Genomic DNA, 25314 nt, shown 5'->3' with positions numbered 1-25314 from the left:
CTCTGGCGTTTCTTCAGAGGCGTCTTCAGGCGTGGCGCAGCACGATGTCACAGGCATGAAGAATGTCTTCGACGCCGGGCATGTACAGCAATTCCAGTCGATACAGCGGTGGCGGAATGTCCGGTGCGGTGACTCGCTGGATCGGTGCCTGCAACTGTAGAAACACCCGTTCGTAGAGACTGGCGGCGATTTCCGCGCCGACCCCGCAGGAGCGCGGCGCCTCATGCACGATCACGCAGCGACCGGTCTTGCGCACCGAGGCCTCCATCGTGTCGAGGTCCAACGGTTTGATACTGGCGACATCGATCACTTCCGCCGAGATGCCCTGCTCGGCCAACGCTGTGGCAGCTTGCAGGGTTTCCATCACACTGGCCCCCCAACTGATCAAGGTGATGTCGCTGCCTTCGCGCAGGGTGAAACAGCTGTCCAGCGGCAGGCGTTTGCCGTCATCCAACAACGGTTGCGGGTTCATGCGATAGAGTCGGGTCGGTTCGAGAAAGATCACCGGGTCCGGGTCGTCGATGGCCGCGAGCAACAAACCATAGGCCCGGGCCGGCGAGGACGGGATCACCACCCGCAACCCCGGAATGTGCGCGAACAGTGCTTCGGTGCTTTCGCTGTGATGTTCCGGCGCACGAATCCCAGCGCCCATCGGCGAGCGCAGCACCATCGGGCAAGTGAGCCTCCCGCGCGTGCGGTTGCGCAGGCGGCTGGCGTGGGACACCAGGTGCTCCATGGTGGCGTAGATAAACCCCATGAACTGGATTTCCACCACCGGTTTCAAGCCTTGGGCCGCCATGCCCACTGCCAGCCCGCTGATCATGGTTTCGGCCAGCGGCGAATCGATTACCCGCTTGAAACCAAAGCTGTCGCGCAGGCCCAGCGTGGCGCGAAACACGCCACCGTTCACCCCGACGTCTTCACCGAGGACGATAACGTTCTCGTCCTCGCGCATGGCCCGATGCAACGCCAGATTCACGGCCTCCAGCAGCGTTACCTTACCGTTACTCATGGCCCGAACCTCCCGTCCGGCGCGCCACTCGTTCGAGGAAGTCTTCACGCTGCTCGGCCAGGGCTGGCGGCCACTGGGCGTAGACATGATCGATCACTGATGCCGGCGCCTGCAGGCCCGCCGCTTCGAAGTTATCCACAGCGACCTGCACCAACCCCTGGCATTCGCTGATCAGCGCCTGCTCGCGGCTTTCATCCCACACGCCCTGCCCGACCATGAAACGCTGCAGACGTTTGATCGGTTCTTCGAGCCAGGCTTGCTTGACTTCGTCCGCCGACCGGTAGCGTGTGGCATCGTCGGCCGTGGTGTGATCGCCGAGGCGATAGCTCAAGCATTCGAGCAACACCGGGCCTTTGCCGTGGCGCGCCCGTTCGAGGGCCGCTTGCACGCGGTCATACACGGCGAGTATGTCATTGCCGTCGACCTGCTCGCCGTGGAACCCGGCGCCAATGGCTTTCTGCGCCAACGTGGGAGCGCCGCACTGAATGCGTCGCGGTACCGAGATCGCCCATTGGTTGTTGTTGACCATGAACACCACCGGCAACTGCCAGGCGCCAGCGACATTGAGGGCCTCGAGAAAATCACCTTTGCTGGTGCCGCCATCGCCGCAAGTGGTGACGGCGACCCGATGCTCGCCACGGATCTTGAATGCGCTGGCAACACCGCAGGCATGCAGGGCCTGGGTGGCGATCGGCACACAGATCGGGAAATCCTGCGCCACCGCCGGGTCGACAAAGTCGCTGCCACGCTCATCGCCGCCCCAATACAACAGGATTTCTTCCATGCGCACGCCACGCATCAGTTGCACGGCGGTGTCGCGGTAATACGGGATCAGCACGTCTTCGGCGTGCATCAGGCTGCCGACCGCAACGCCAATGGCTTCCTGGCCCAAAGTCGGCGCATAGGTGCCGATGCGCCCGGTGCGTTGCAGGGCGACCGCTTTCTGGTCAAAAAGGCGGGTCATGACCATCTGCCGATACAAGCGCGTCAACAGATTGAAGTCGTCGGCCCAGGCAGGAAGATCGCAGAGCACCTGGCCGTCAGGGGATAAAAAACGGGTGTAGGGCAGCTCAACCTTGTGAAGCATCACAGGGCTCCTGGCACGCGGGGTCGGCGTGCGATTATCAGGCCCGACGTTTGTGGCGCAGGGCTTGGGGAGCAAGTTGGCCGGATAAGCACTCACTCCTTCATCGGTTCAAAACTTTTCACCGGTACAGCATCACCGGTACAACACTTTCTCCGCCAACTCATCCGCGACCCTGGCCGGAGAACGTTTTTCCGCCTGGGCATGGGCAAAGACTTCGGTCAGCCGTGAACTGATTTTCGACAGGTGCGCGGTGATGGTCGTCAGCTCTTCCCCACGGTGTTTGAGCGACACGTAGATCAGCCCGCCGGCGTTGATCACGTAATCCGGCGCATACAGAATGCCCCGGCGTTCCAGCTGATCGGCGACTTCCAGATGGGTCAGTTGGTTGTTGGCCGAACCTGCGACCGCCGAGCAGCGCAACTGCGTCACGCTGGTCCTGTTAAGCACACCGCCCAAGCCACAAGGCGCGAGAATGTCGCAAGGGGTGCTGAGCAGCGCTTCGTTGGCGATCGGATGAGCGCCCAACTGCTCCATGGCCAGTTGTACTTTGCCGTGATCGATGTCGCTGACCAACAGCTCGGCGCCAGCCGCGTGCAGCTGTTCGGCCAGGGCATAACCGACATTGCCCAGGCCTTGAATGGCGATGCGCAGTCCTTCCAGATTATCGCTGCCCAAACGGGCCATGGCGGTGCTGCGGATGCCGGCAAACACGCCCATGGCCGCGTGGGGTGCTGGGTCTCCCGCAGCCGTGGTACTGGTGACGAATTGCGTATGTTGGGCGATGCAGTCCATGTCCGCCACCGAGGTGCCGGCGTCGATGGCGGTGATGTAGCGACCGTCGAGCTGATTGATCCAGCGCCCGAACGCTTCGAATACGGCGGCGCGGTTTTCCACATGGGCCGGGCGAATAATCACCGCAACGCCACCGCCCTGAGCCAGGCCAGCCAGGGCCGCCTTGTAACTCATGCCTTGGGCGAGGCGCACGGCATCCTCGATCGCGGATTCATCGCTGGGGTAGGCAAGGTAACGACATCCGCCCAGGGCAGGTCCCAGGCGGCTGTTATGGATGGCAATCACCGCCTTCAACCCGGTGACCGGATCGACGCTCAGGTGCAGCGATTCAAGGCGAGTGCTTTGCATGAGAGCGAACATCGTAGGGCTCCCGAATCACTTCTTGTAGTCGCCAGTATAGGCTTGCGCACAAAAATTGCAGAAGCGCACAGGAATAAGCAGCGCGGCTTTAAAGGTTTTCGGACATAACCTGTTACGGCCTGTGTTCAGCACTGGACGAAAGCCTGCGACGGGGCTAAAACGAGGCATTCCCCGGAGATTTCGATGACCCCGCGCCAACGCTTTTTCGACTGTTTGCAACGATCACCGCCCGCGCTGTTCGAAGCGGCGCTGTGGATCGCCGCCGAACACGATAAAGAGCTGAATATCGAGACCGTGCTGGCGGACTTCAAGGATCTGCAACAACGGGTCAGCTACGGATTACCGATGCTGCCGGTAAATGAGTTGGCGCAACCGTTGTTGCGGCGCATGAATGACCTGGGGTTCGCCCAGGACGACTTCACACCCTTGCGCCCGCAAGTGGCATTGCTCCATAAAGTACTGGAACGCCGGCGCGGCCAGCCGCTGGCGCTGGCGCTGATTGCACTGGAGCTGGCCAGAAGACTGGAGATTCCCATGGTCGGGGTCAACTTCCCCGGGCATTTCCTGCTGCGGGTGCAAGGCGCCGATCACCTGCTCGACCCGTGCGGCGGGCGCCGGCTGTACCCCAACGATTGCCGTGAACTGCTGCAACGCCAGTACGGCCCGAACATGCAGCTCAGCGCCGAGCATTTGCAGACCGCCGAACCTGCGCAGATGCTGCAACGGCTGTCACGCAACCTGCGCCAGTTGTACCTCACGAACGATGACTACATCGACGCCCTGATCGACGCCGAGCGCGTGCTGGAGCTGGGCAATGCCAACGCCTCCGACTACCTGGCCCGGGCCAGCCTCTATCAACGGCTGGACTGCCCGAATGCCGAGCGCTTTGACCTGGAACACGCGCTGCTGCTCTGCGACGACCCAATCCAGCGGATTCGCCTGACTGAACGATTAGGGCACCTGCCGCCCAACGCCATCGTCCATTAATCACCGCCCTTTGTAGGAGCGAGGCTTGCCCGCGAACCTGCCGCATCGGTCTATCAGCAATACCGCGTTATCGCTCTTCGCGGGCAAGTCGGATCGCCGCACCGCTCGCGCCTATGGGACTGTGTACAGTTTTATGGGGTGTCTGGCTGATTCGCCGGATGCGCCTTGATGAACGCCGGATGTTGCGCCGCCAACGCTGCCACTCGACGAATACGCGGGTAGGCGTCCAGTGAAATATTGAAACGCTCGGCCGCATACAGCTGCGGGATCAGGTAAACGTCCGCCAGCCCCGGTTGATCGCCGAAGCAATAACCGGCGTCACCGATCAATTGCTCCACCGTCGCCAACCCTTGGCTGATCCAGTGACCGATCCACTCGACCACCTGCGCCTCATCGTGCCCCAACTGCCGTAACTTATTGAGCACGCTGACGTTGTGCAGCGGGTGAACATCGCAACCAATCACCGCCGCCACGCCACGCTCATGGGCGCGGGCGGCGAGGTCTTTGGACAGCAGCGGCACCTGTGGATAACGTTCTTCCAGGTACTCGATGATCGCCGGTGACTGAATCAGCAATTCGCCTTCGTCGGTGCGCAAGGCCGGCACCCGGCCTTGCGGGTTGATGTCCAGATACGCCGGCTGGCGATGTTCGCCCCCCTGCGGCGCGATCAGGTTGATCGGCAGTGCCTGGTAATCCAGCCCCTTCAACGCCAGCGCAATGCGCACCCGGAAAGACGAGGTCGAACGGTAATAGGTATAGAGTTCCATGAGCCGAACCTCTTAGCGCGCTGGCAGCACTTTGCCGCGGCATTCGCCGAAACCGATGGAGGCAAAACCCTCACGGCTGCAACGTGCCCGCAGGATGATTTCGTCGCCATCCTCGAGGAATTTACGCACCTCGCCCGAGGCCAGCTCGATCGGCTTTTTACCGCCCTCGGTGATTTCCAGCAGGCTGCCGAACTGACCGCTTTCAGGGCCGGACAACGTGCCCGAACCGAACAGGTCGCCGGCCTGCAACTGGCAACCATTGACGCTGTGATGCGCCACCATCTGCGCGACGGTCCAGTACATGTATTTCGTATTGCTGAGAGTCAGGCGATGGGCTGGCAGATTTTGTTCACGCATCGACTCGGTCAGCAGCAACACTTCGAGTTCGATGTCGAAGGCACCGGCCTCCTGATCACGTTTGTCGAACAGGTAAGGCAACGGCTGCGGGTCGCCTTCCGGGCGCGCCGGTTGCGCACGACGGAACGGTTCCAGCGCTTCGGCCGTCACCACCCATGGCGAAATGCTGGTGATGAAACTCTTGGACAGGAACGGCCCCAGCGGCTGGTATTCCCAGGCCTGAATATCGCGCGCCGACCAGTCATTGAGCAGGCAGAAACCGGCGATGTGATCGGCGGCGTCACCGATGGCGATCGAGTCGCCCATGGCATTGCCCGGACCGATCCAGATACCCAGTTCCAGTTCGTAATCCAGGCGTGCGCACGGGCCAAACGTCGGCTCGGTCTGGCCGGCCGGCAGGGTCTGGCCTTTCGGACGCCGCACGTCGGTGCCGGACGGACGAATGGTCGAGGCGCGGCCGTGGTAACCGATCGGCACATACTTGTAGTTCGGCAGCAACGGGTTGTCCGGGCGGAACAGTTTGCCGACATTCTGCGCGTGCTCGATGCCGACATAGAAGTCGGTGTAGTCGTTGATCTTCGCCGGCAGGTGCATCTGGCAATCCGCCGCCAGTGGCAGCAGTTTTGCGCCTTGGGCTTCGATCTTGCCATGCAGGGTGCTGCCTTCTTTAAACAACTCGATCAAGCGTTCACGCAGGGCGACGCGTGCCTCGCGACCCAGCTCGAAAAACGCATTCAGCTGGCCGCCACGGGTGGCTTCGACGGCGGTCCGCGCGGCACCGTCGTCGAACAGCCCGGCATCGAGTGCCGCTCCCAGATCAAAGATATGGTCGCCGATCGCCACGCCACTGCGCGGCGCGCCGCCCTTCACGCTGAACACGCCCAGCGGCAGGTTTTGCAGCGGGAAATCCGCGTGGCCGTTGGCGGAGGCAACCCAGCTACGAGTGATGGAAGTCTGAGTCATGGGTTATCTCCGGGTCGGGTCGAAAGTGGCGGGCAGCGAGGCCCAGCAGGCGTCGTAATTGTTTTGCAGTTGTGGGCAATCCAGGGCGAACCGGCTCGGGCGCAGCACCTGGCTGGTCTCAAACATGAAAGCCATGGTGTTGTCGATTTTAGCCGGCGCCAGTTCAGCGTTGATCGCCTTGGTGCAGGTCTCGCCATCGGGGCCGTGAGCACTCATGCAGCTGTGCAACGAGGCGCCGCCCGGCACGAAACCTTCGGCTTTGGCATCGTACTCGCCCTTGATCAGGCCCATGTATTCGTTCATCAGGTTGCGGTGGAACCACGGCGGACGGAAGGTTTTCTCGGCCACCATCCAGCGTGGCGGGAAGATCACAAAGTCGAGGTTGGCCAGACCGTGCACGCTGGTCGGCGAGGTCAGGACGGTGAAAATCGACGGATCCGGGTGATCGAAACTCACCGTGCCAATGGTGTTGAAGCGACGCAGGTCATATTTGTACGGCACGTTATTGCCGTGCCAGGCGACCACGTTCAGCGGCGAATGATCGAGCTCGCAGCCCCACAACTGGCCGAGGAATTTCTGCACCAGGGTGGTCGGTTGCTTGAGGTTTTCGTAATGCGCCACCGGGGTCAGGAAGTCGCGGGGGTTGGCCAGACCGTTGCTGCCGATCGGCCCCAGGTCCGGCAGGCGCAGTGGCGCGCCGTGGTTTTCGGCGACGTAGCCGCGGGCTTGCGGGTCGAGCAGTTCGACGCGGAATTTCAGCCCGCGAGGCAGCACGGCGATTTCCAGCGGCTCCAGTTCCAGCACGCCCAGTTCGGTGGCGATGCGCAGGCGGCCCAGTTCCGGTACCAGCAGCAGTTCGCCGTCGGCGTTGAAGAACACCCGCTCCATGGAACGGTTGGCGCGGTAGTTATAGATGCTGATCCCGGCCGGTTTATCCGCGCCCGAATTGGCGACCATGCTCACCAGCCCGTCGATGAAATCGGTGGGCTCGGTCGGAATGTCCAAGGGGTTCCAGCGCAGGCGATTGGGGGTCACTTCACCCAACGGACCACCGGCCAGTTGCCGATCCAGTTTGACGAATGCCGGGTGATTGGCCGAAGGCTGAATGCGGTACATCCAGGTCCGGCGTGCTTCGCTGCGGGCCATGGTGAACGCGGTGCCGGAGAACAGCTCGGTGTACAGGCCGTAAGGGGCTTTTTGCGGGGAGTTCTGGCCGACGGGCAGTGCGCCGGGCAACGCTTCGCTGCTGAATTCGTTGCCAAAGCCTGACTGATAAGCCAGCGCTGGCGCCGTTGAATCGAGGTTCATGGAGCCTCCTGAACGGGAGTAGGCAATGGCCAGTTGCTCTGCGATGAGGTCTTGGCACGCCCGGGTTATTTTTATCGTAATTCAATTACGCATAACGTAATTTGATTGGTATTGACCGTCAAGCTATAAAGACGCCCATTCGTCCCGGGATCACACCGCCTCCATGACCAGCGAAAGCAACGGTAAACAGAAAGTCCGCTCGGCCGAAGTCGGCACCGACATCCTCAAGGCCCTCGCCGAGCTGTCGCCCTCGACCTCGTTGTCGCGCTTGGCCGAACACGTGCAGATGCCGGCGAGCAAGGTTCACCGTTATCTACAGGCGTTGATCGCCAGCGGTTTTGCCGAGCAGAACGCGGCCACCAACCATTACGGCCTCGGTCGTGAAGCGCTTAGGGTCGGCCTGGCTGCCCTGAACAGTATGGACGTGCTGAAAGTCGCCGCCCTGCCCTTGGCCGAACTGCGCGACGATCTGAACGAAACCTGTTTTTTGGCGGTGTGGGGTAATCAGGGCGCTACGGTGGTGCACATCGAGCCGGCGGTGCGAGCGGTGACGGTGGTCACGCAATTGGGCTCGGTGTTGCCGTTGCTCAGTTCGTCGACGGGGCTGGTGTTCAGTGCCTACCTGCCACATCGGGAAACCGATGAATTGCGCGAACAGGAAATCACTGTCGATGCCCATCCCCTGGCCGACGAAAAAGCCTATGCCACCCTATGCGAACAGATCCGCGAACGCGGTTTGCATCATGTGCATGGTTTGCTGATGCCCGGCGTGGATGCGTTGTCGGCTCCGGTGTTCAACGCTGTCGGCCAGGTGGCGGCAGTGATGACTATCGTCGGCCCAACCTCGTTGTTCCACGCTGACGAAAACGGCCCGGCGGCACAGCGCTTGCTGGCGGCGACCCGGGCCGTGAGTTGGCGAATGGGGTATCAGCCACCCGCCCTGGTCGATTGATCGTTATCAGAAGCCGAACCCATACAAAGAAAACCCAACACTAACCGAGCATCCCCAACAACTTTGCCTGAGCAACCGCCTGAGTTCTTCGCTCCACCCCCAACTTCACATTAATTCTCCGCGCATGGGTTTTAACGGTGTGCAATGAAATAAATAGAAGATCGGCAATCTGTTGATTGGAATTACCCTGCGCCACTAACTTCAATACTTCTATTTCACGCAGACTCAATTGACTTTGTGGGAAAGTCTCCCCATTCAAAGGGGTTCCCGTTGTGGCAAGACGGATTGCGCCAAGTAATTCAGGCTGGCGTAGTTGCAAATCGCACAAGACTTGTTGGAGGTTGCAGCGCTCAACCAGGGCCAATCCGTCCTGCAACGACTGCTGAGCAGAAGGGTCGTCGGTCAACCAGGCCACTTCGGCCATGACCAAATGCAACTGTGCTTGTAGTCGCGACATGCCTCGCTGTCGCGCCCATTGCAACTGGGCCTCGAGCCGGGCTAACGGCGCTTGGGCCAGTCCTAGATGAACCTCGGCCAGTATCAACAGGTATTCCAGAACCGGTATCAGCTCTAGTGTCGCTGGCGGTGCCTGCCGCACGGGGGAGCCATGATAATGACGGAGCACCCGACTCAAGGCTTCGCAGGCCAACTCGGGGCGCCCCTGCTGCAACCAGATATGGCTGCTGATTTGCAGCAGTACACCCCGATAAACCGTTTCGGGAATCTGCCGCTGCTGCATCAATCGTTCGGCGTCGCGCAGATGAACAAACGCCGCCGCATAATCTCGATGATTGGCCGCCAGTTGCGCCAGACCGAGAAACCCATACAGCACGCGCTTGTCATGGTTGTGCAAGCAATCGTCCAGCCCCGTCTGAAAGAGTTCGGCGGCGTGTTCGTCTGCCCCCAGACTCATGGCCAGCCGCCCACGACGCAACGCAATTCGTCCCAGCAAGGGGGCAGGTCGGTCCGAACGCTGACTGAGCAGTTCATTGATGTCACAGAGCAGGCTTTCGGCCCGTAACGCCGCGCCCCGTTGCTCCAGCAACTGCGCATGATCGAGTTCCATCAAGCCCTCGAACACCAGCGAACCTTGCGCCCGCGCCAGGCACAAGGCCTCACGGTTATGGGCTTGTGCGACGTCGAGTTCGCCCCTTAACAACGCCTGTTGCGTCAGCCCCGACAAACACATCAACCGCGCCGTCCAACAGTCGGGATCGAGTGCGCTCAACGCGTCAAGAAAGTGCGCGCGAGAAGGCTCCATGCGCCCCTGCAAATGCAGTAGCCAACCCTGCAGGGACTGCCAGCGGGCAATCAATCGACGCTGAAGCACGGCCGAGGGTTGCGGCGTGAAATGCGCCAAACGAGCGATGCAGGTGGTCGCCTGTTCGAAACGTCCGGCGAACAACAAGGCGGCGGTAATCAATCCGACCAACTGCGGACTGCCCAGTGTCAGTTCCTCGCCTTGCTGCTCGTGCAAACGCAACAACAGCACCACCGTCTGCTCCTCGAACAACTGCTCGAAACTGAAGTGCTGCAACAGGCTGACCGCCACTTCGTATTCCTCGGCGAGCAATGCTTGTTCGAAGGCTGATTTCCAGTCCTGCTCGGCGCAGAACCACTGGCAAGCCCGCCGATGCCAGGAGCGTCCGGCCGGCCATTGCTCATCGCGCAGCAATTGGGTGAACGGGGTGAACACCTGCAGCCAGTCGGTGGAGTCGCGCCAGGGTTCGATAAAACAACCCAGTGCTTGCAAGGTCCTCAGGTACTGCGCGCCCTCCCCGGCCCCAAACAGGTGATCACACAGTCGGGCATTGAAGCGTGGCAAGTGGGCCAGCACGCGCCAGGCCTCGCTCAACTCAGGCGTCAGCGAGCTGAACAACTCGTGCTCCAGATAATCGAGCAAGGTGTCCGCCCGTCCCTGGAGGTTGTCCTGACGCGACCAGTCGCACTTCTGCAACAGCGCGATCCGCACACCGGCACACCAGCCGCCGGTGCGCTGGATGACCCGACTGGCCACCTTGTTGGCCTGATCCGGCACCCAGGGACGCAACAGCTGCTCCACTTCACCTGAAGTAAAAGCCAGCGAAGCGCTCTCGCATTCGTACAATTCATCATCAAGCAACAGCCGTGGCCAGTTGCATTGCGGCCGGCGACGAGTGCCGAGCCACCAGGTCAGCATCGGGCTGCCGATCGCCAACATGCGATCCAGCAACGAGTCCAGCTCCGGGTTCGGCAGACGGCAGTAGTCATCGAGGAACAGCCAGGTCGGCGTCTGCAATCGCGCCAGATTGCTCAGCAATTCGGTTTCACCTGACGAGGCCAACCCCAGCGCCTCAGCCAGACAATGACGAAAATCGGCCGCTCTCGACACCACGCCAGACAAGGGCAGCCAATGCACCCGGCACTGGGATGGCGCCCGCAACAGGCACTCGGCGAGCAGCGCACTCTTGCCGCTGCCGGCGGGGGCGCAAAGTAATTTCACCCGGGCCGTGGAGGTCAGTAGCGGCTCGGTCAAGCGAGCCCGCGACAAGTGATGAGAGGACAGGCGGGGCAGGAATCCAGAACGGTCCAGACACGGGGTCATGGCGGTCATTGCAGCGTGCCTTTTTATAATTGTCCGACAACCCTAACCCTCTCCAACCCGCTTGTTGAGAGGTATTCAGCGCGCTGATTGGCGCCCATAAAAAAGGCGACCCACCGGTCGCCTTTTGTGATGCAAATGTATCAAAACCCTTACCGAACGCCCTCGGCGCGCAGAGCCGACGGTGTGTAGTCGGCAGCCTTGGCGTCAAAGCCAAATATGAAACTGTGCTTCTCTTCGTTCTTCATTCCCAGGGCAATGTATCGGCCAGCGATGATGTCGTAGAGCGCCTCGAGGGTGTAGGCCGGAGTCTGGTGATCGTAGTAGTACTGGGCGTGACCTTCGGCCACTCGCCACAGTTGGCCGCGACCGTCGTAGTGGTCCACCAGCGCCACTTGCCAGCTGTCTTCGTCGAGGTACATGTGGCGTTTGGCGTAGATGTGCCGCTCACTCGGCTTGACCGTGCCGACCACTTCCCAGACCCGGTGCAACTCGTAGCGGGTCAGGTCCTGGTTGATGTGCCCGGCTTTCACCACGTCATCGTACTTGAGGCTCGGCGAGTCGAGTTTGTAGCTGTTGTAGGGAATGTACATTTCCTTTTTACCGATCAGTTTCCAGTCGTAGCGATCTGGCGCACCGGAGAACATGTCGAAGTTGTCCGAAGTCCGCAGGCCGTCGGCGGCGGTGCCTGGTCCGTCGTAGGCCACTTGCGGTGCACGACGCACACGACGTTGACCGGCGTTGTAGATCCACGCCAGTCGCGGCTCTTTCACCTGATCGAGGGTTTCGTGCACCAGCAATACGTTACCCGCCAGCCGCGCCGGCGCGGTCACCGACTGTTTGAAGAAGGTCAGCACATTGGCGGCTTTGTCCGGGTCCAGGTCCTTCATCAGTTGCGGTACGGCGATCTCTTCCTCGAAGCGAATCGGCGTGTAGCTGCCGTTGGTCTGCGGGGTCACCTGGGTGATGATCCGTCGCAGATTACCGCCGTGGTAACGGGTGATGTGGTTCCACAGCACTTCGACGCCATTCTTCGGAATCGGGAACGCGTAATAGCGATTGCCGGTGAAATTGGCCAGGCCGTTACCGTCGTTGATGCTGGTTACGTTCAGCGCGCTGCGCTTGGCCGACTCGTAGATTTCCGGCGGCACGGCCACGGTGCGATGGGTTGGGTAGACCGGAATCTTGTAGGTTTCCGGGTAGCGCTTGAACATCGCCACCTGACCGTCCGAAAGCTTGTCCTTGTACTTGTCGACCGTTGCAGCGGTGATGGTGAACAGCGGCTTTTCACTGGCGAACGGGTCAGCCAGGAAGCCTTTGCTGTCGACCGCGCCAGCGTTTTTCGGGATGCCACCGGTCCAGGCCGGGATCGAACCATCGGCGTTGCCGGCCTTCTCGGCGCCCAGCGGCGTGAGGGTGGTGCCGAGCTTATTGGCCTCTTCCGGCGAGACCGCAGCCATCACATTGGCGGCCAACAGACTCAGTGCCAGGGCGCCGCATTGCAGAATCATCTTGCGCATTAACATCATCCTTCTCAGCCAGATCAGAAGTTCACGCCGAAGCTCAGCGCCAGGAAGTCGCGGTCGGTCAGGGTGTTGTAATTCCCGCCGAAAAAGTCGGTGTAACTCAAGCTTGCGGTATAGGTGTTGCGGTAGTCGGCATCGACACCGACGCTAATCGCCTTGGCGCCTTCGTTGAACAGCCCGTTGGGGCCGTAGCCGGCGACGTCATGGGACCAGGACAGGTTGGGCTTGAGGTTGATCCCGCCGATCACGTTGGCGTAATCGAGGATCGCCCGGGCACGGTAGCCCCAGGAGGTCGAGGTGACGAAGCCGTCGGTATCGCCACCGAAACCGTACTGGCCGTAGACCGAATCACGGCCGTAACGCAGCTTGCTCCGCGGCTCCAGACCACCGACATGGACCATCGCCGCTTCACCGACCAGGGTCAGCCGTTGGGCGCCCAGCACTTGATCGAAGAAATGCGTCAGGGTGCTTTGCACCTGGGTCACTTCCTTGCGGCGGTAACCGGTATTGTCGGCGCCAGGCCGGGTCGCTACAGGCGATGCCGCGCCGCCGGCGATCGGGTTGAGCAACGCCAGGGTCAGGTCGTTGGTGTTGACCTGCACCGGAGCGTTAGGCCGATAGCTGATTTCGCCGGTCCAGGCAGTGCCGGTGGGCAACGTGGTGGAGAAACTCGCACCGTACAGGCGAATGTCCTCCGGGTATTCGAGGTAGTACTGGCCGCGCCCGAGCATCACGCTTTGCGCCAGGCCCGAACCGCTGCCCGGGGCCAGACGGTTGGCAGCGCTGACCATGCCCGGCAGTCTGGCCAATGTGGACAGCCCGGCGGTGGTGGTGCCGACGGTCGGTGTGCGACTGTGGTAGTTCATGAAGTAGAGGCCGTATTCGGTGTCGTCACCGAGCCAGCGCAAAGCCGCGCCCCACTGCCCCGAATCCCGTGCATCGCGGTCACCGCCACGGGGCACGATCACGCCCTCACGGGTGACCTGGATAGGTTGGCCAAAGGCTGCCGCCAGTGGTGCAAGCGGTGCAATCGCCGGGCTGCCGACGGTGTAGTTGTTGTTGCAACCGTCCGCCACCACATCGTTACCGAAGAAGGTGCCGCAGTTGTCTACGACGGTCTGGTCCCACTCCAGTTGGTAGAAACCTTCCACCGTGAGTTGATCGGTCAAGCCCTGGGAAGCGAACAGCATGTTGACCGGAATCAGGCCTTCCTTGATCTCCGCGCCGGGACGCCGGAACGCGGAAACGTCGACCGGGTTGATGCTGTTGATCGAGTTGCCGATGAAGGTACTTTCACCCCAACTGACTACTTGCTTGCCAGCGCGCACGGTGCCCGGCAAGTCGGCGATGGAATAGTTGTGATAAACGAAGGCATCGAGAAGCTCCGCCCCGGAAGACTTGGCGCCTTCCTTGCGGCCACTGTCACTGATCTGCTTGAACTCGCGGTCTTCATCCTTCAGCTCGAAGTCGTACCAGTACTTGCCACGGACGAACACGCCGGTGTCGCCGTACTTCAATTCGAGGTCGTGGATGCCCTTGAAGATCTTGGAGAAGGTTTCGCCTTTCTTGAAGTTCAGACGTCCGTCATCACCGGTCGAGGATTGGCCGGTCCCGCCATTGACGGTGCCCACCAGCGACTTGTCGGCATCGCGCATGCCCCAGCTCGCGCCGACGGACAACGAGGAATCGAACTGCCCCTCGATTTCGCCGATGTTGAATGAAACGGCCTGCGCCTGGGCACAGCAGCCCAAGGCCACCGCAGCGGCCAGCGCTTGCGGCTTGAAGATGGCGCGCATTGTTGTTTTTGTCATGCGTCTTCCCCGGTGAGTGACAGAAGACCCCACCCTACTGCCGCTCGCCGGGAGCGATAAGCGCACCAAGGAGGTATTCGCGATGTACCTCCAAAGGATGAAGGCCCGCATGGGGCGGGGTTTTGCGCGGGGTATGGATGGGCTGGATGGAGGGTTATCAGTGCAGTGCATGGGACATGATTGAAGTTGGATGTGTAACAGCTGGCGCAGGCTGCGGCAGCTGTTACAAAAGGTCAGCCGAAGACTGTTGCCAAGACTGTAACAGTGCATGTCTGAAATCGCTATTTTTCCTTTGCGATCAATACCTTATTCTTGCCTGGCTTTCACGGAAAACGGCCCGAAAGCACAAAGAACGGGGATGATAGACCACCCCGTTGGCGACAGAATCCAGATGATTTGAAGCGTATTTTTTCGACTCATCGCCCTGTGTTCACTGACGTTGATTTGTAGCTCCTGGATCCACGTCTTACTTTGGCCGCTGCGTTTGCAGCGGCCTTTTTTATGGGCGAAAGGTTTTCAGGCAGGAAGCAATCAGGGGGAGATGACGGGACTCAGGCAAGCCTCGTCAGATGTCGCGCAATCAGAGGGAATGCTTCTGCAAGTTCTCCATCATTTCCTTCAGCGCCTCAATGTTGTCCTTCGGATGCGCCGCGCCTTCGAAATCGCAGATCTGCTGCCAATGCGCCGCCACATCCTCCGGCGAGAAGCCGACCCGCGGATCGAACCCGGCACCCAGGCTGCGCTCCCAGCGCACCTTGCCCATCCAGCCACCACCGACCTCGAACAGACCAGATGTTTCCTGGCAATGCTCGCTGGCCAGGTACACCACCAATGGGCTGACCAGTTCCGGTTTGAGTTGCTCGAATACTTGCGGCGGGATCAGGCCTTCAGTCATACGCGTGCCTCCCGTAGGGGCGATGGCATTGACCAGGATGTTGTTCTTGCGGCCCTCGATAGCCAGTGTGCGGGTCAGGCCGTATAGGCCGAGCTTGGCCATGCCGTAGTTGGACTGGCCGAAGTTGCCATAGATGCCCGAGGTCGACGCGGTGAAGATCACGCGGCCATAGTTTTGCTCACGCATGTGTGGCCAGGCGGCGCGAGTGACCTTGTAGGCGCCTTCGACGTGAACGCGGTAAACCAGGTCCCAATCGCTGTCGTCCATTTTGTGAAAGGTCTTGTCCCGCAGGATGCCGGCGTTGTTCACCACCACATCGATACGACCGAACGTATCGAGGGCGTGCTGGACGATTTTGTCACCGTCGGTGACGGAGTCATGGTTGGCCTCGGCGGTTCCGCCCGCTTCGCGAATTTCCGCCACCACTCGGTCGGCTGCCGACGCATTGGCGCCTTCTCCTTGAGCCGAGCCGCCGAGATCGTTGACCAGCACCTTGGCGCCCTGTTGGGCGAACAGCAAAGCATGCGCTCGCCCCAAGCCGCCGCCCGCACCGGTGACAATCACGACTTTATCTTCGAAGCGCACAGACTCATTCATGGGGAACTCCAGCAGGCCAGGGACTATTAGTGCGAGTGTCAGGCACGGGGCTGCCGGTCACAATGAACACGGGGGCGGCTGAATGGTGCGCGATAAGGCAGCGGGATAGTCAGGAACACGCCAACTTGAGCGGCGGTGACATCAACTGATCGCGAAATTCCAGATAGTGCTTGAGCACCTGCGCCGGCGCTTCGATCTGTGGGTAATGGCCGATCTCGGGCAGCAGGACGGTATCCGGGGCGGGAATCAGTTGCCGGTAGCGCGCCACCATGTGCGCGCCGGAAACCGGATCGACCTCGCCATTGATGAGTCGCAGCGGTATCTCGCCGCGCTGCATGGCGCCGACCCAACGCTCACGCTGGACTCGCCGCTGCGGGATATAACAGATCAATTTATGCATGATCCGTTGCCCGTGATGGCTGTCGACCAGACTCCAGAAATCATCCAGTTCACTTTCGGTGGGTCGAGTCTGCGGCCCGAATATCTGCTTGAAACTCTTCACCAACGCGTCCCGGGTAAAGGCTAGCCCGATCATCCAGCCCAAGGGGCTGAGCAGGAGTTTTTGCATCAACACCGGGCGATGGGTTTCGGGAAACAGCCCACCATTGAGAAATACGCAACTGGCGATATGGATTCGTGCTTCGTAGTGCCGCGCCAAGAGCTCCTGGGCCACGCTGTCGCCATAATCGTGTGCCAACACGTGAACCGGTTGCTCGACATTCAAGTGCGCCAGTAACGCTTGTTGCAGATCGGCCTGTTCCAGCAGGCTGTAGTCGTGACTCATCGGTTTGGCCGAATCGCCGAAGCCAAGCATGTCGCAGGCAATCACCCGATAACGCTGCGCCAGCGGCTGCCACAGGTAATGCCAGTCCCAACTGGCGGTCGGGAAGCCATGGATCAACAACAACGGCTCGCCCTGCCCCGCTGCCCAATAGCGGATGGTCTGACCGCGGAAGACGAACGTCTGGCCGCGTTTACGCCAGACACACAGAGGAATTTCGGCGAGTGGCATTTAGAGTTTATAACCCGGGTCTTGTTTATCGAGTTTGCGCAGCAGCGCCGGCCAGGCCAGCGCGCCACCCATCCCTTGAGCACTTTTGGTAACGCCGGCGATCATCGCCTTGGCGCCCGCCAGAATCTGCGGTTCGATGGCGATCAGTTCTGCGCCACCGTTCTGCGCCAGCACCTGAATCTCGCAGGCGCGCTGAAAGGTAAACATCATCAGGAATGTGTCAGCGATAGTGCCGCCACAGGTCAGCAGCCCGTGGTTGTGCAACATCAGGAAATTGTTTTCACCCAAGTCAGCTTGCAGCCGCGCCTTCTCTTCATGGTTCAGCGCCACCCCTTCGTAGGCGTGATAAGCCAGGCTGGACAAGACGAACAAGGACTGCTGGCTGATCGGCAAAATGCCCTGTTTCTGCGCCGATACCGCAACCCCTGCCGCCGTGTGGGTGTGCAGTACACACACAACGTCATGACGAACTTCATGCACGGCGCTGTGGATGGTGTAACCCGCCGGGTTGATTTCGTAGGGGCTGTCCATCAATTTGTTGCCGGCCTGATCGACCTTGACCAGGCTCGACGCGGTGATTTCATGGAACATCATCCCGAACGGGTTGATCAGGAAGTCTTCAGTGCCTGGCACCTTAGCTGAAATGTGCGTGAAGATCAGATCGTCCCAGCCGTGGAGGGCGACCAGACGATAACAGGCCGCCAGGTCGACGCGGGTCTGCCACTCGGCGGCACTGACTTTATCCTGGAGACTGTGTGGCGACTGGATGGGGGTTACGCTCACGGCAAGGATCTCTTTTTATTGTTCTGGGTTCTTAATGTTCACTGACGTTACAGCAGTCTAGTCAGCCCCCGGAGATCGGCTAGTTGCATTGGCAGCCAGCTTGGTGGCCGAGCGAGTCAGTGCGCGGGGGAGCCTGGATCCATGTCAGAACACTGCCGCCAATAAAAGCCGGTCAGCCCCGCAGAGCGCTGACCAGGTCCGCCAGCCAAGGCTCGGCGTCGGTTTCCGGCGTTACCGTTTCACTGGCGTCCAGACGCAACATCGGCAGCACTTCATGCACGCCCAGTTCGCCGAACAACTCACGCATTTGCTCACCGCCACCGCAGAACGTATCGCCGTAACTCGAGTCGCCCAACCCGATAACGGCACCCGGCAAGCCACGCCAGGCGGCGGGCAATTGATCGCGGATCATCGAATACAATGGTTGCAGGTTGTCCGGCAACTCACCCATGCCGGTGGTCGAGGTCACCGCCAGAAATGCTTCCGGGCCAAATGCCTGAACATCGGCGAGGGTCGCGCGCGGGTTGTGCCAGGTTTCAAAACCGGCGGTGTTTAAAATTTTTGCAACGTGGCGGGCGACTTCTTCAGCCGTGCCGTACACCGAGCCGGAAAGGATGGCGACTTTCATCAATCTGATCCTGATGCTGAGAAAAGGCCGAGATATTAACAGCACAGCCTTCATTGATCTTTTAGAATGCAACGTATCAATCAATGCGCAAAGGACTCTGCGATGATCAATGCCTCACTGCTGCAAATGGTAATAAACGCCTCCAACGACGGCATCGTGATTGCCGAAAAGGAAGGCGAACTGGACAACATCCTGATTTACGTTAACCCGGCGTTTGAACGTCTGACGGGTTACACCAGCGAAGAAATTCTCTATCAGGATTGCCGTTTTTTACAGGCCGGAGACCGGGATCAATCGGCCCTCGCATTGATTCGCCACGCGTTGGACAGTGGTGGTACCTGCCGGGAAATACTCAGGAATTACCGCAAGGACGGCACCCCGTTCTGGAATGAACTGTCATTGTCCACGGTAAAAAACCCGCACGACGGGCAGACCTATTTCGTCGGAGTGCAGAAAGACGTCACGGTTCAGGTCAAGACGCAACAGCGAGTCGCGCAGCTGGAAGCGCAATTGGCCGAGGCAAAGGCAGAACTTGCCGCCCTCAAATCGACGAACGGCTCAAACCAATCCGCGAATTAGTGGTCATTTACTACAATCACCGATGACTTTGTAATTATTTCTTTCGAGCAAATCATGCAGCGCGACGCACTCCTGACCCAGGATGAGCTGGATTTTATCCAGAACATGCAACACAACCCGCAGCTCAATGTGCGGGATGCGACGTCCAGTCTATTGGTCAACGGCGGCTCGCAGATTCGTGATTTGCTCACGCGTCTGGCTGCTCATGAGCAGGTCACCATCCAGGCCACTTTCGAAAATCAGCAAATGACCTTCCCGCTGCACCTGGTTGAAGATGAATTTCACGCCATGCATCTACGCCTCGGCGTCCCAAGCATTTATGAAGACGGGCCAATGATCCGGCCATGGCGCTTGGCGCTCGAAGAACCCGTTGCGCTGGAAAATGCGAAGGGGCAACCCGGCACGATGTGGGTGCACGAAATATCCTTCAAAGGGGTTTTACTGGAAGTTCGCAACAAGACCAAAGCGCCAAAGCACTTCGCGTTGTGGTTCAGCCCGTCAGGCTATGAGCGAATTGCGTTGCGCGGCACCTTCGAGCGTGAGACCGAGCAAGGTTTCTACGCCTACGAGTTGAGCCAGAGTGACAAGGACGAAACCGAGCGTCTGCGTCAGTACATCCTTCAGCAACATCGCCTGACTCATCCTGCTTTGCATATTTGAATCTCAGGTATCCAGGTTTCCCGCCAGGAACTGTTTCAGACGCTGGCGCATAAACAATCCCTCGCTTCCAAGGCAACCGACCGACGACCCGGCCAGACTTTCTTGCGCCAGGTCGGACGCATCCCCGGCCAGAAACAGCTGACATTCCAGCCCCAAGGCCAGACGGTTCAAACGTCGAGGCAGTTCGGCAGTCGGCGCGTGATTGGAAATCAACACCAGCGCCCTGGGCTTGATCTTCTCACAGACCAGGATCAACTCGTCGAAGGGCTGCCCGATCGCCAACAACTGAATAGCCGAATCGATGCTGCTCAGATACAGCGCCGTGACCAACACTTCGAGTTCACGACATTGGCCGGCCAAGGCGCAGACAATCACTCGTCGCGGCTGCATGACACGCACCAGCAGCAGGCGTTGCAATACTCGAGAACGCAGAAAGCCATCCAGAAAAAGCCACTCGCTGGTCTGACCGAACGCATCATGGCGTTGTAGCAATAGCTTCCAGATCGGAATCAGAATGTCCTGAAACACAACTGTCAGCGGATAACTGGAAAAAATCTGACCGTAGACGTGTTCCAGTTGAACTTCGTCAAAAACACTCACCGCCGCCTCGACCTGCTGCTGCCATTGGTCGTAGTCGGCTTGAACGAGCTCGTCGGGAATGATCCGCTCCAGCGCCTGGAGCGGTTCGGTCTTGGCCAGTATCTTGCCAACCTTGCTGACCGCCACACCACGCTCGATCCAGCCAAGAATGCTGCGAACGCGCTCGATATCGATCATCGAATACAATCGATGCCCGCTTTCGGTGCGGGTGGGCTGTATCAGCCCGTAGCGTCGCTCCCAGGCTCGTAGCGTGACCGGGTTGACCCCTGTCATGCGCGCGACCTCACGAATGGGGAACAGCTCTTCTCGAGTCAGGGAGCGCCCCGTAGACAAGCCGGGCGCAAGGTCGGTTAGCACAGGCATCTTCAGTCTACGTCCATGTACATATTTGGACACATTCTAACTCTCTTACCCCGGTAGCATTCAACACCAAGCCTAAAGAAATTGGTACTGACGTCCACAATGCAATCAGGAATAATTCTTGCTTGTCCCAAGACGCAGCCCACTACCCCGGCGCTGCGCCTGGCGGAACTCCTATCCGGAGTGACGCATTTGTCATACGGAGATACACAATGTCTACTTCACCCGTCACGCTGATGGTTGCGCGTCGCGTCGCCGATGGGCGTTATCAGGACCTGATGGCCTGGTTGCGCGAAGGCGAACAATTGGCCACCGACTTCCCCGGTTACCTCGGCTCTGGCGTACTCGCGCCGCCCCCCGACGATGACGAATTCCAGATTATTTTCCGTTTCGCCGACGACCAGACGCTGCATGCCTGGGAGCATTCCGCCTCGCGAACTGCCTGGCTGGGACGCGGCAGCAATCTGTTTGCCCATCCTTCGGAGCATCGGGTCAGTGGCATCGATGGCTGGTTCGGTGCGCTCGGGCAACGCCCACCACGCTGGAAGCAGGCCGTGGCGATCTGGCTGGCGTTCTTTCCGGTGTCCCTGCTGTTCAACTTTGTACTGGGGCCGTTTTTGGCCGAAACAGCATTGCTGACCCGCGTGTTCGTCAGCACCCTGTGCCTGACGCCGTTAATGGTCTATTTCTTCATTCCACTGTCGACCCACCTGCTGGCCGGCTGGCTGCACCCCGCAAAGCGACAACCGTTGCCAGCGGAGCCTGCCACCCAAAATCAATGACCCTCGCCCCTACGGGACATAGGTGCACGACTCCCGTCGCTGGTATAGTTTTGCTCTAACCGCGACGCGAGCCGTTCATGACTTCTTCCGCAGCCCCCATCCTCATCACCGGTGCCGGCCAGCGTGTCGGCCTGCACTGTGCACAGCGTTTGCTCGAAGACGGCCATCCGGTCATTTTCAGTTACCGCAGCGAACGCCCCGGCGTAAAGACCCTGCGCGATCTGGGAGCGACAGCGGTGTTCGCGGACTTTTCCAGCGAGGCCGGAATTCTCGCGTTCATCGGTGAACTGAAGAACCACACCGACAGCCTGCGGGCGATTGTCCACAACGCCTCCGAATGGCTGGCCGAAACCCCGGGCGCAGAAGCCACGGCCTTCACCCGCATGTTCAGCGTGCACATGCTCGCGCCCTACCTGATCAACCTGCATTGTGCCGATTTGCTCAGACGCTCAAGCCCCGCCGACATCGTGCATATCAGCGATGACGTGACCCGCAAGGGCAGCAGCAAGCACATCGGCTACTGCGCCAGCAAAGCCGGGCTCGACAGCCTGACCCTGTCCTTTGCCGCCAAGTACGCGCCAGACATCAAGGTCAACGGTATCGCGCCAGCCCTGCTACTGTTCAATCCCGACGACGACGCAGCATACCGCGCCAGGGTCCTGGCCAAATCCGCACTGGGCATTGAGCCCGGCAGCGAAGTGATCTACCAGAGCCTGCGCTATTTGCTCGACAACCCTTATGTCACCGGCACGACCCTGACCGTCAACGGCGGACGGCACGTCAAATAAGCCGCCGCCGCGAGGATGTCCCCATGACGTTATCCCTGCCCCACAACGCCCTGTCCCAGAGCTATCGCGAGATCCTCATCGGCCTCGGTGAAAATCCCGACCGCGAAGGGCTGCAAGACACCCCGTTGCGCGCCGCCAAGGCGATGCAATACCTGTGTCACGGTTACGAACAGAGCGTCGAAGAGATCGTCAACGGCGCACTGTTCGCCTCCGACAACGATGAAATGATCATTGTCGACAACATCGAGTTGTACTCGCTGTGTGAACATCACATGCTGCCCTTCATCGGCAAGGCACATGTGGCTTATATTCCAACGGGCAAGGTGCTCGGCCTGTCGAAGATTGCGCGGCTTGTGGATATGTTCGCCCGCCGCCTGCAAATCCAGGAGAACCTCACCCGGCAAATCGCCGAAGCCGTGCAGCAAGTGACCGATGCCGCCGGTGTCGCGGTGGTCATCGAAGCCCAGCACATGTGCATGATGATGCGCGGCGTCGAGAAACAGAATTCGACCATGAACACCTCGGTGATGCTCGGCGCCTTCCGCGAGTCGAGCAACACTCGCCAGGAGTTCCTGCAATTGATTGGACGGAGCAAGTAGCAATGCCACAACTTCAACCAGGAATGGCACGCATCCGGGTCAAGAACCTGTGTTTGCGAACTTTCATCGGGATCAACGAGGACGAAATCCTCAACAAACAGGATGTGCTGATCAACCTGACCATCCTGTATGCCGCCCAGGAGGCCGTGCGTGACAACGACATCGATCACGCGCTGAACTACCGCACCATCACCAAGGCGATCATTGCCCACGTGGAAGGTAATCGCTTTGCCCTGCTCGAGCGCCTGACCCAGGAGCTGCTGGACCTAGTCATGGCCAACGAGTCGGTGCTGTATGCCGAAGTCGAAGTCGACAAGCCCCACGCCCTGCGCTTCGCCGAGTCGGTGTCGATTACCCTGGCCGCAAGCCGCTGACCGTGTCTGGCGCATCGGTCGCCAGGCTTTTATCATCCGCGCCACGATTTGATTGCACAGAGCCCATCATGAACGATCAACAACGCCTGGAACTTGAAGCCGCCGCCTTTCGCCGGCTGGTTGCCCACCTGGACAGCCGCAAGGACGTGCAGAACATCGACCTGATGAACCTCTCGGGTTTCTGCCGCAACTGCCTGTCCAAGTGGTACAAGGCCGCCGCTGACGAACGCCAGATCGACGTCAGTCTCGACGAAGCCCGCGAAGTGGTTTACGGCATGCCGTACGCCGAGTGGAAAGCCCAATACCAGAAAGAAGCCAGCGCCGACCAACAAGCGGCGTTCGCCAAAGGAAAACCCAATGAGTGATTTGAACACCCTACGCGCCAGCCTCAAGAGTGGCGAACACGTTTTCGCCGACACCCTGGCGTTCATTGCCGCCGGTTATGACTACCAGCCCCAGGCTTTCAACAACGGTGGCGTGGAAAACGCAGCCGGGCAGAACGAAGGCTCGTGCAAGACCCTGGGCCTGGCGCTGCTGGAAGGTCTGAGCGATGAAGAAGCGCTGTTGGCGTTTGGCGAGCATTATCGTTCGGTGGTAGCCACGCCCGAAGGCAGCGACCACGGCAATATCCGGGCGTTGATTGCCCATGGCTTGGCGGGTGTGAAGTTCGCTCAGCAGCCACTGACTCGTCGCTAAACCTGTGGCGAGGGAGCTTGCTCCCTCGCCACGAATTATGCGTCGCCATCGATCGGTATCAGGGCACATCCCGACTTTTAAGATTGACCCGGCAACTTTATTTCGTTTGCCGGACACCTCTGCTCGCGGCTTAGATAAAAAGAAGCATCCCTTCTTCAGAGTCAGCCATCCATGCGCAGCGAAACCATCAGTCAGTCGATCTCCATTGTTCACCCCATCAGCCTCAGCCACGGCAAAAATGCCGAAGTCTGGGACACCGATGGCAAGCGCTACATCGACTTTGTCGGGGGAATAGGCGTACTGAACCTCGGCCATTGCCATCCGCGCATCGTCGAGGCCATTCGTGAACAAGCCACCCGCCTGACTCACTACGCGTTCAACGCAGCGCCCCATATGCCTTACATCGACCTGATGGATCGCCTGGCTGCGTTTATTCCGGTGGATTACCCGGTCAGTGGCATGCTCACCAACAGCGGCGCGGAAGCGGCGGAAAACGCCCTGAAGATCGTCCGTGGCGCCACCGGCCGCACCGCGATCATTGCCTTTGATGGCGCGTTCCATGGCCGCACGCTTGCCACCCTCAACCTCAACGGCAAGGTCGCCCCTTACAAACAGAAAGTCGGCGTGCTGCCGGGGCCGGTGTATCACCTGCCCTTCCCTAGCAAAGACAATGACGTGACCTGCGCCGAGGCACTGAAGGCGATGGATCGGCTGTTCAGCGTCGAGATCGACGTGAATGACGTGGCCTGTTTTATCGTCGAACCGGTGCAAGGCGAAGGCGGGTTTCTGGCGATGGATGTGGAATTCGCCCAGGCACTACGGCGATTCTGTAATGACAAAGGCATTTTGCTGATCGCCGATGAAATCCAGTCCGGTTTCGGCCGCACCGGCCAGCGGTTTGCGTTCTCGCGACTGGGCATTGAGCCGGACCTGATCCTGCTGGGCAAAAGCATTGCCGGTGGTGTGCCGCTGGGTGCGGTTGTCGGACGAAAATCGCTAATCGACAACTTGCCCAAGGGCGGATTGGGCGGCACCTACTCAGGCAATCCCATCGCCTGCGCCGCCGCGTTGGCGACCCTGGACGAAATGAGTGATGCACATCTGCACGCCTGGGGCACGCAACAGGAAGAAGCGATTGTCAGCCGCTACGAATCCTGGCGAGCACGCGGACTGTCACCGTATCTGGGCCGCTTGACCGGCGTGGGTGCGATGCGCGGCATCGAGCTGATCAACGCCGACGGCACACCGGCTTCGGCGCAACTGACTCAGTTGCTGGCTCTGGCGCGCGACGCGGGCTTGCTGCTGATGCCCAGCGGCAAGTCGCGCCACATTATTCGGCTGCTGGCGCCTTTGACGACAGAGGCGGCAGTGCTGGAGGAAGGGCTGGATATTCTTGAGGCGTGCCTTGCGAAATTGTCCTGAGGCAGAATCGTCTGCCCACAAAAAAACCGGCCAAGG

Annotated in this window: 25 protein-coding genes; 11 read left to right on the top strand and 14 right to left on the bottom strand. The window is 60.0% G+C overall.

All coding sequences use genetic code 11. The features are described 5' to 3' along the window. Positions 1-25 precede the first annotated feature (25 nt). From AC30D7_RS09770 to AC30D7_RS09760, 3 genes are all read right to left on the bottom strand, one after another. Entirely contained in the window at positions 26-1012 is a 987-nt protein-coding gene (locus tag AC30D7_RS09770) for an alpha-ketoacid dehydrogenase subunit beta (protein WP_490133901.1), read from the bottom strand. After that, a complete protein-coding gene (gene pdhA, locus AC30D7_RS09765; protein WP_490133900.1) occupies positions 1005-2099 on the bottom strand; it encodes a pyruvate dehydrogenase (acetyl-transferring) E1 component subunit alpha in 1095 nt (364 codons plus the stop codon). The genes AC30D7_RS09770 and pdhA overlap by 8 nt, the downstream gene beginning before the upstream one ends. Positions 2100-2231: 132 nt before the next feature. Beyond that, positions 2232-3251, bottom strand: a complete 1020-nt coding sequence (locus tag AC30D7_RS09760; RefSeq protein ID WP_305410119.1) for a Glu/Leu/Phe/Val dehydrogenase family protein — start codon at positions 3249-3251, stop codon at positions 2232-2234. A gap of 183 nt (positions 3252-3434) precedes the next feature. Between AC30D7_RS09760 and AC30D7_RS09755 the strand changes: the two genes are divergently transcribed. Next, complete coding sequence (locus AC30D7_RS09755) at positions 3435-4238, top strand: SirB1 family protein (RefSeq protein WP_490133899.1); 804 nt, start codon at positions 3435-3437, stop codon at positions 4236-4238. Between the two features lie 131 nt (positions 4239-4369). On the opposite strand, the gene maiA is transcribed toward AC30D7_RS09755, so the two are convergent. Genes maiA through hmgA form a run of 3 tightly spaced genes read right to left on the bottom strand, consistent with a single transcriptional unit; the run spans position 4370 to position 7633 of the window. Continuing rightward, positions 4370-5005, bottom strand: coding sequence for a maleylacetoacetate isomerase (maiA, locus tag AC30D7_RS09750; protein ID WP_490133898.1), 636 nt, complete (start codon positions 5003-5005; stop codon positions 4370-4372). 12 nt (positions 5006-5017) lie between these two features. Continuing rightward, a complete protein-coding gene (gene fahA, locus AC30D7_RS09745; protein ID WP_490133897.1) occupies positions 5018-6325 on the bottom strand; it encodes a fumarylacetoacetase in 1308 nt (435 codons plus the stop codon). Positions 6326-6328: 3 nt separating this feature from the next. After that, a complete protein-coding gene (gene hmgA / locus AC30D7_RS09740) occupies positions 6329-7633 on the bottom strand; it encodes a homogentisate 1,2-dioxygenase (protein WP_349745747.1) in 1305 nt (434 codons plus the stop codon). Between the two features lie 163 nt (positions 7634-7796). Between hmgA and AC30D7_RS09735 the strand changes: the two genes are divergently transcribed. Further along, entirely contained in the window at positions 7797-8585 is a 789-nt protein-coding gene (locus tag AC30D7_RS09735) for an IclR family transcriptional regulator (protein ID WP_490133896.1), read from the top strand. A gap of 40 nt (positions 8586-8625) precedes the next feature. Here the strand turns inward: AC30D7_RS09735 and AC30D7_RS09730 are convergent, their stop codons facing one another. The 7 genes from AC30D7_RS09730 to AC30D7_RS09700 form a co-directional block, all read right to left on the bottom strand. After that, positions 8626-11178, bottom strand: a complete 2553-nt coding sequence (locus AC30D7_RS09730) for a LuxR C-terminal-related transcriptional regulator (RefSeq protein ID WP_490133895.1) — start codon at positions 11176-11178, stop codon at positions 8626-8628. A gap of 140 nt (positions 11179-11318) precedes the next feature. Next, complete coding sequence (locus tag AC30D7_RS09725; RefSeq protein ID WP_018927165.1) at positions 11319-12686, bottom strand: DUF1329 domain-containing protein; 1368 nt, start codon at positions 12684-12686, stop codon at positions 11319-11321. Between the two features lie 23 nt (positions 12687-12709). Continuing rightward, positions 12710-14503 carry a DUF1302 domain-containing protein gene (locus AC30D7_RS09720; RefSeq protein ID WP_490133894.1) on the bottom strand — a complete coding sequence of 598 codons (1794 nt, stop codon included), beginning with the start codon at positions 14501-14503 and terminating at the stop codon, positions 12710-12712. Positions 14504-15083: 580 nt separating this feature from the next. Then, positions 15084-15995, bottom strand: coding sequence for an SDR family oxidoreductase (locus AC30D7_RS09715; protein WP_490133893.1), 912 nt, complete (start codon positions 15993-15995; stop codon positions 15084-15086). Positions 15996-16104: 109 nt separating this feature from the next. Beyond that, a complete protein-coding gene (locus AC30D7_RS09710; RefSeq protein ID WP_490133892.1) occupies positions 16105-17007 on the bottom strand; it encodes an alpha/beta fold hydrolase in 903 nt (300 codons plus the stop codon). Next, positions 17008-17790: a class II aldolase/adducin family protein gene (locus AC30D7_RS09705; protein ID WP_018927170.1), complete on the bottom strand. Its 783-nt coding sequence runs from the start codon at positions 17788-17790 to the stop codon at positions 17008-17010. A 172-nt stretch (positions 17791-17962) separates the two neighbouring features. Further along, complete coding sequence (locus AC30D7_RS09700) at positions 17963-18418, bottom strand: flavodoxin (RefSeq protein ID WP_490133891.1); 456 nt, start codon at positions 18416-18418, stop codon at positions 17963-17965. Between the two features lie 102 nt (positions 18419-18520). Here AC30D7_RS09700 and AC30D7_RS09695 point away from each other — a divergent pair, with 102 nt between their 5' ends. After that, positions 18521-18997 carry a PAS domain-containing protein gene (locus AC30D7_RS09695; protein ID WP_490133968.1) on the top strand — a complete coding sequence of 159 codons (477 nt, stop codon included), beginning with the start codon at positions 18521-18523 and terminating at the stop codon, positions 18995-18997. 54 nt (positions 18998-19051) lie between these two features. Further along, entirely contained in the window at positions 19052-19657 is a 606-nt protein-coding gene (locus tag AC30D7_RS09690) for a hypothetical protein (protein ID WP_490133890.1), read from the top strand. Between the two features lie 3 nt (positions 19658-19660). Here the strand turns inward: AC30D7_RS09690 and AC30D7_RS09685 are convergent, their stop codons facing one another. After that, the gene (locus AC30D7_RS09685; protein WP_490133889.1) at positions 19661-20620 is read right to left on the bottom strand and encodes a MerR family transcriptional regulator; all 960 of its coding nucleotides are present in this window, start codon (positions 20618-20620) and stop codon (positions 19661-19663) included. A gap of 209 nt (positions 20621-20829) precedes the next feature. Here AC30D7_RS09685 and AC30D7_RS09680 point away from each other — a divergent pair, with 209 nt between their 5' ends. The 7 genes from AC30D7_RS09680 to AC30D7_RS09650 all read left to right on the top strand — a co-directional run bounded on the left by AC30D7_RS09680 (position 20830) and on the right by AC30D7_RS09650 (position 25278). Continuing rightward, positions 20830-21399, top strand: coding sequence for an antibiotic biosynthesis monooxygenase (locus AC30D7_RS09680; protein ID WP_490133888.1), 570 nt, complete (start codon positions 20830-20832; stop codon positions 21397-21399). 77 nt (positions 21400-21476) lie between these two features. After that, positions 21477-22187, top strand: coding sequence for a dihydromonapterin reductase (folM, locus tag AC30D7_RS09675; RefSeq protein WP_490133887.1), 711 nt, complete (start codon positions 21477-21479; stop codon positions 22185-22187). 23 nt (positions 22188-22210) lie between these two features. After that, complete coding sequence (folE, locus tag AC30D7_RS09670; RefSeq protein WP_019647673.1) at positions 22211-22786, top strand: GTP cyclohydrolase I FolE; 576 nt, start codon at positions 22211-22213, stop codon at positions 22784-22786. Positions 22787-22788: 2 nt separating this feature from the next. Then, positions 22789-23160, top strand: coding sequence for a dihydroneopterin triphosphate 2'-epimerase (gene folX, locus AC30D7_RS09665; RefSeq protein WP_490133886.1), 372 nt, complete (start codon positions 22789-22791; stop codon positions 23158-23160). A 68-nt stretch (positions 23161-23228) separates the two neighbouring features. After that, the gene (locus tag AC30D7_RS09660) at positions 23229-23525 is read left to right on the top strand and encodes a DUF1244 domain-containing protein (RefSeq protein ID WP_018927179.1); all 297 of its coding nucleotides are present in this window, start codon (positions 23229-23231) and stop codon (positions 23523-23525) included. Next, positions 23518-23856 carry a HopJ type III effector protein gene (locus AC30D7_RS09655; protein WP_018927180.1) on the top strand — a complete coding sequence of 113 codons (339 nt, stop codon included), beginning with the start codon at positions 23518-23520 and terminating at the stop codon, positions 23854-23856. The genes AC30D7_RS09660 and AC30D7_RS09655 overlap by 8 nt, the downstream gene beginning before the upstream one ends. Positions 23857-24027: 171 nt before the next feature. Next, positions 24028-25278 (top strand): 2-aminoadipate transaminase, encoded by a 1251-nt coding sequence (locus AC30D7_RS09650; RefSeq protein WP_490133885.1) that lies wholly within the window; start codon positions 24028-24030, stop codon positions 25276-25278. Positions 25279-25314 lie beyond the last annotated feature (36 nt).

The organism is Pseudomonas sp. DF5, assembly GCF_058148225.1.
Note: the sequence above shows the minus strand (reverse complement) of the source record. Positions and strands in the feature narration are given on the sequence as shown.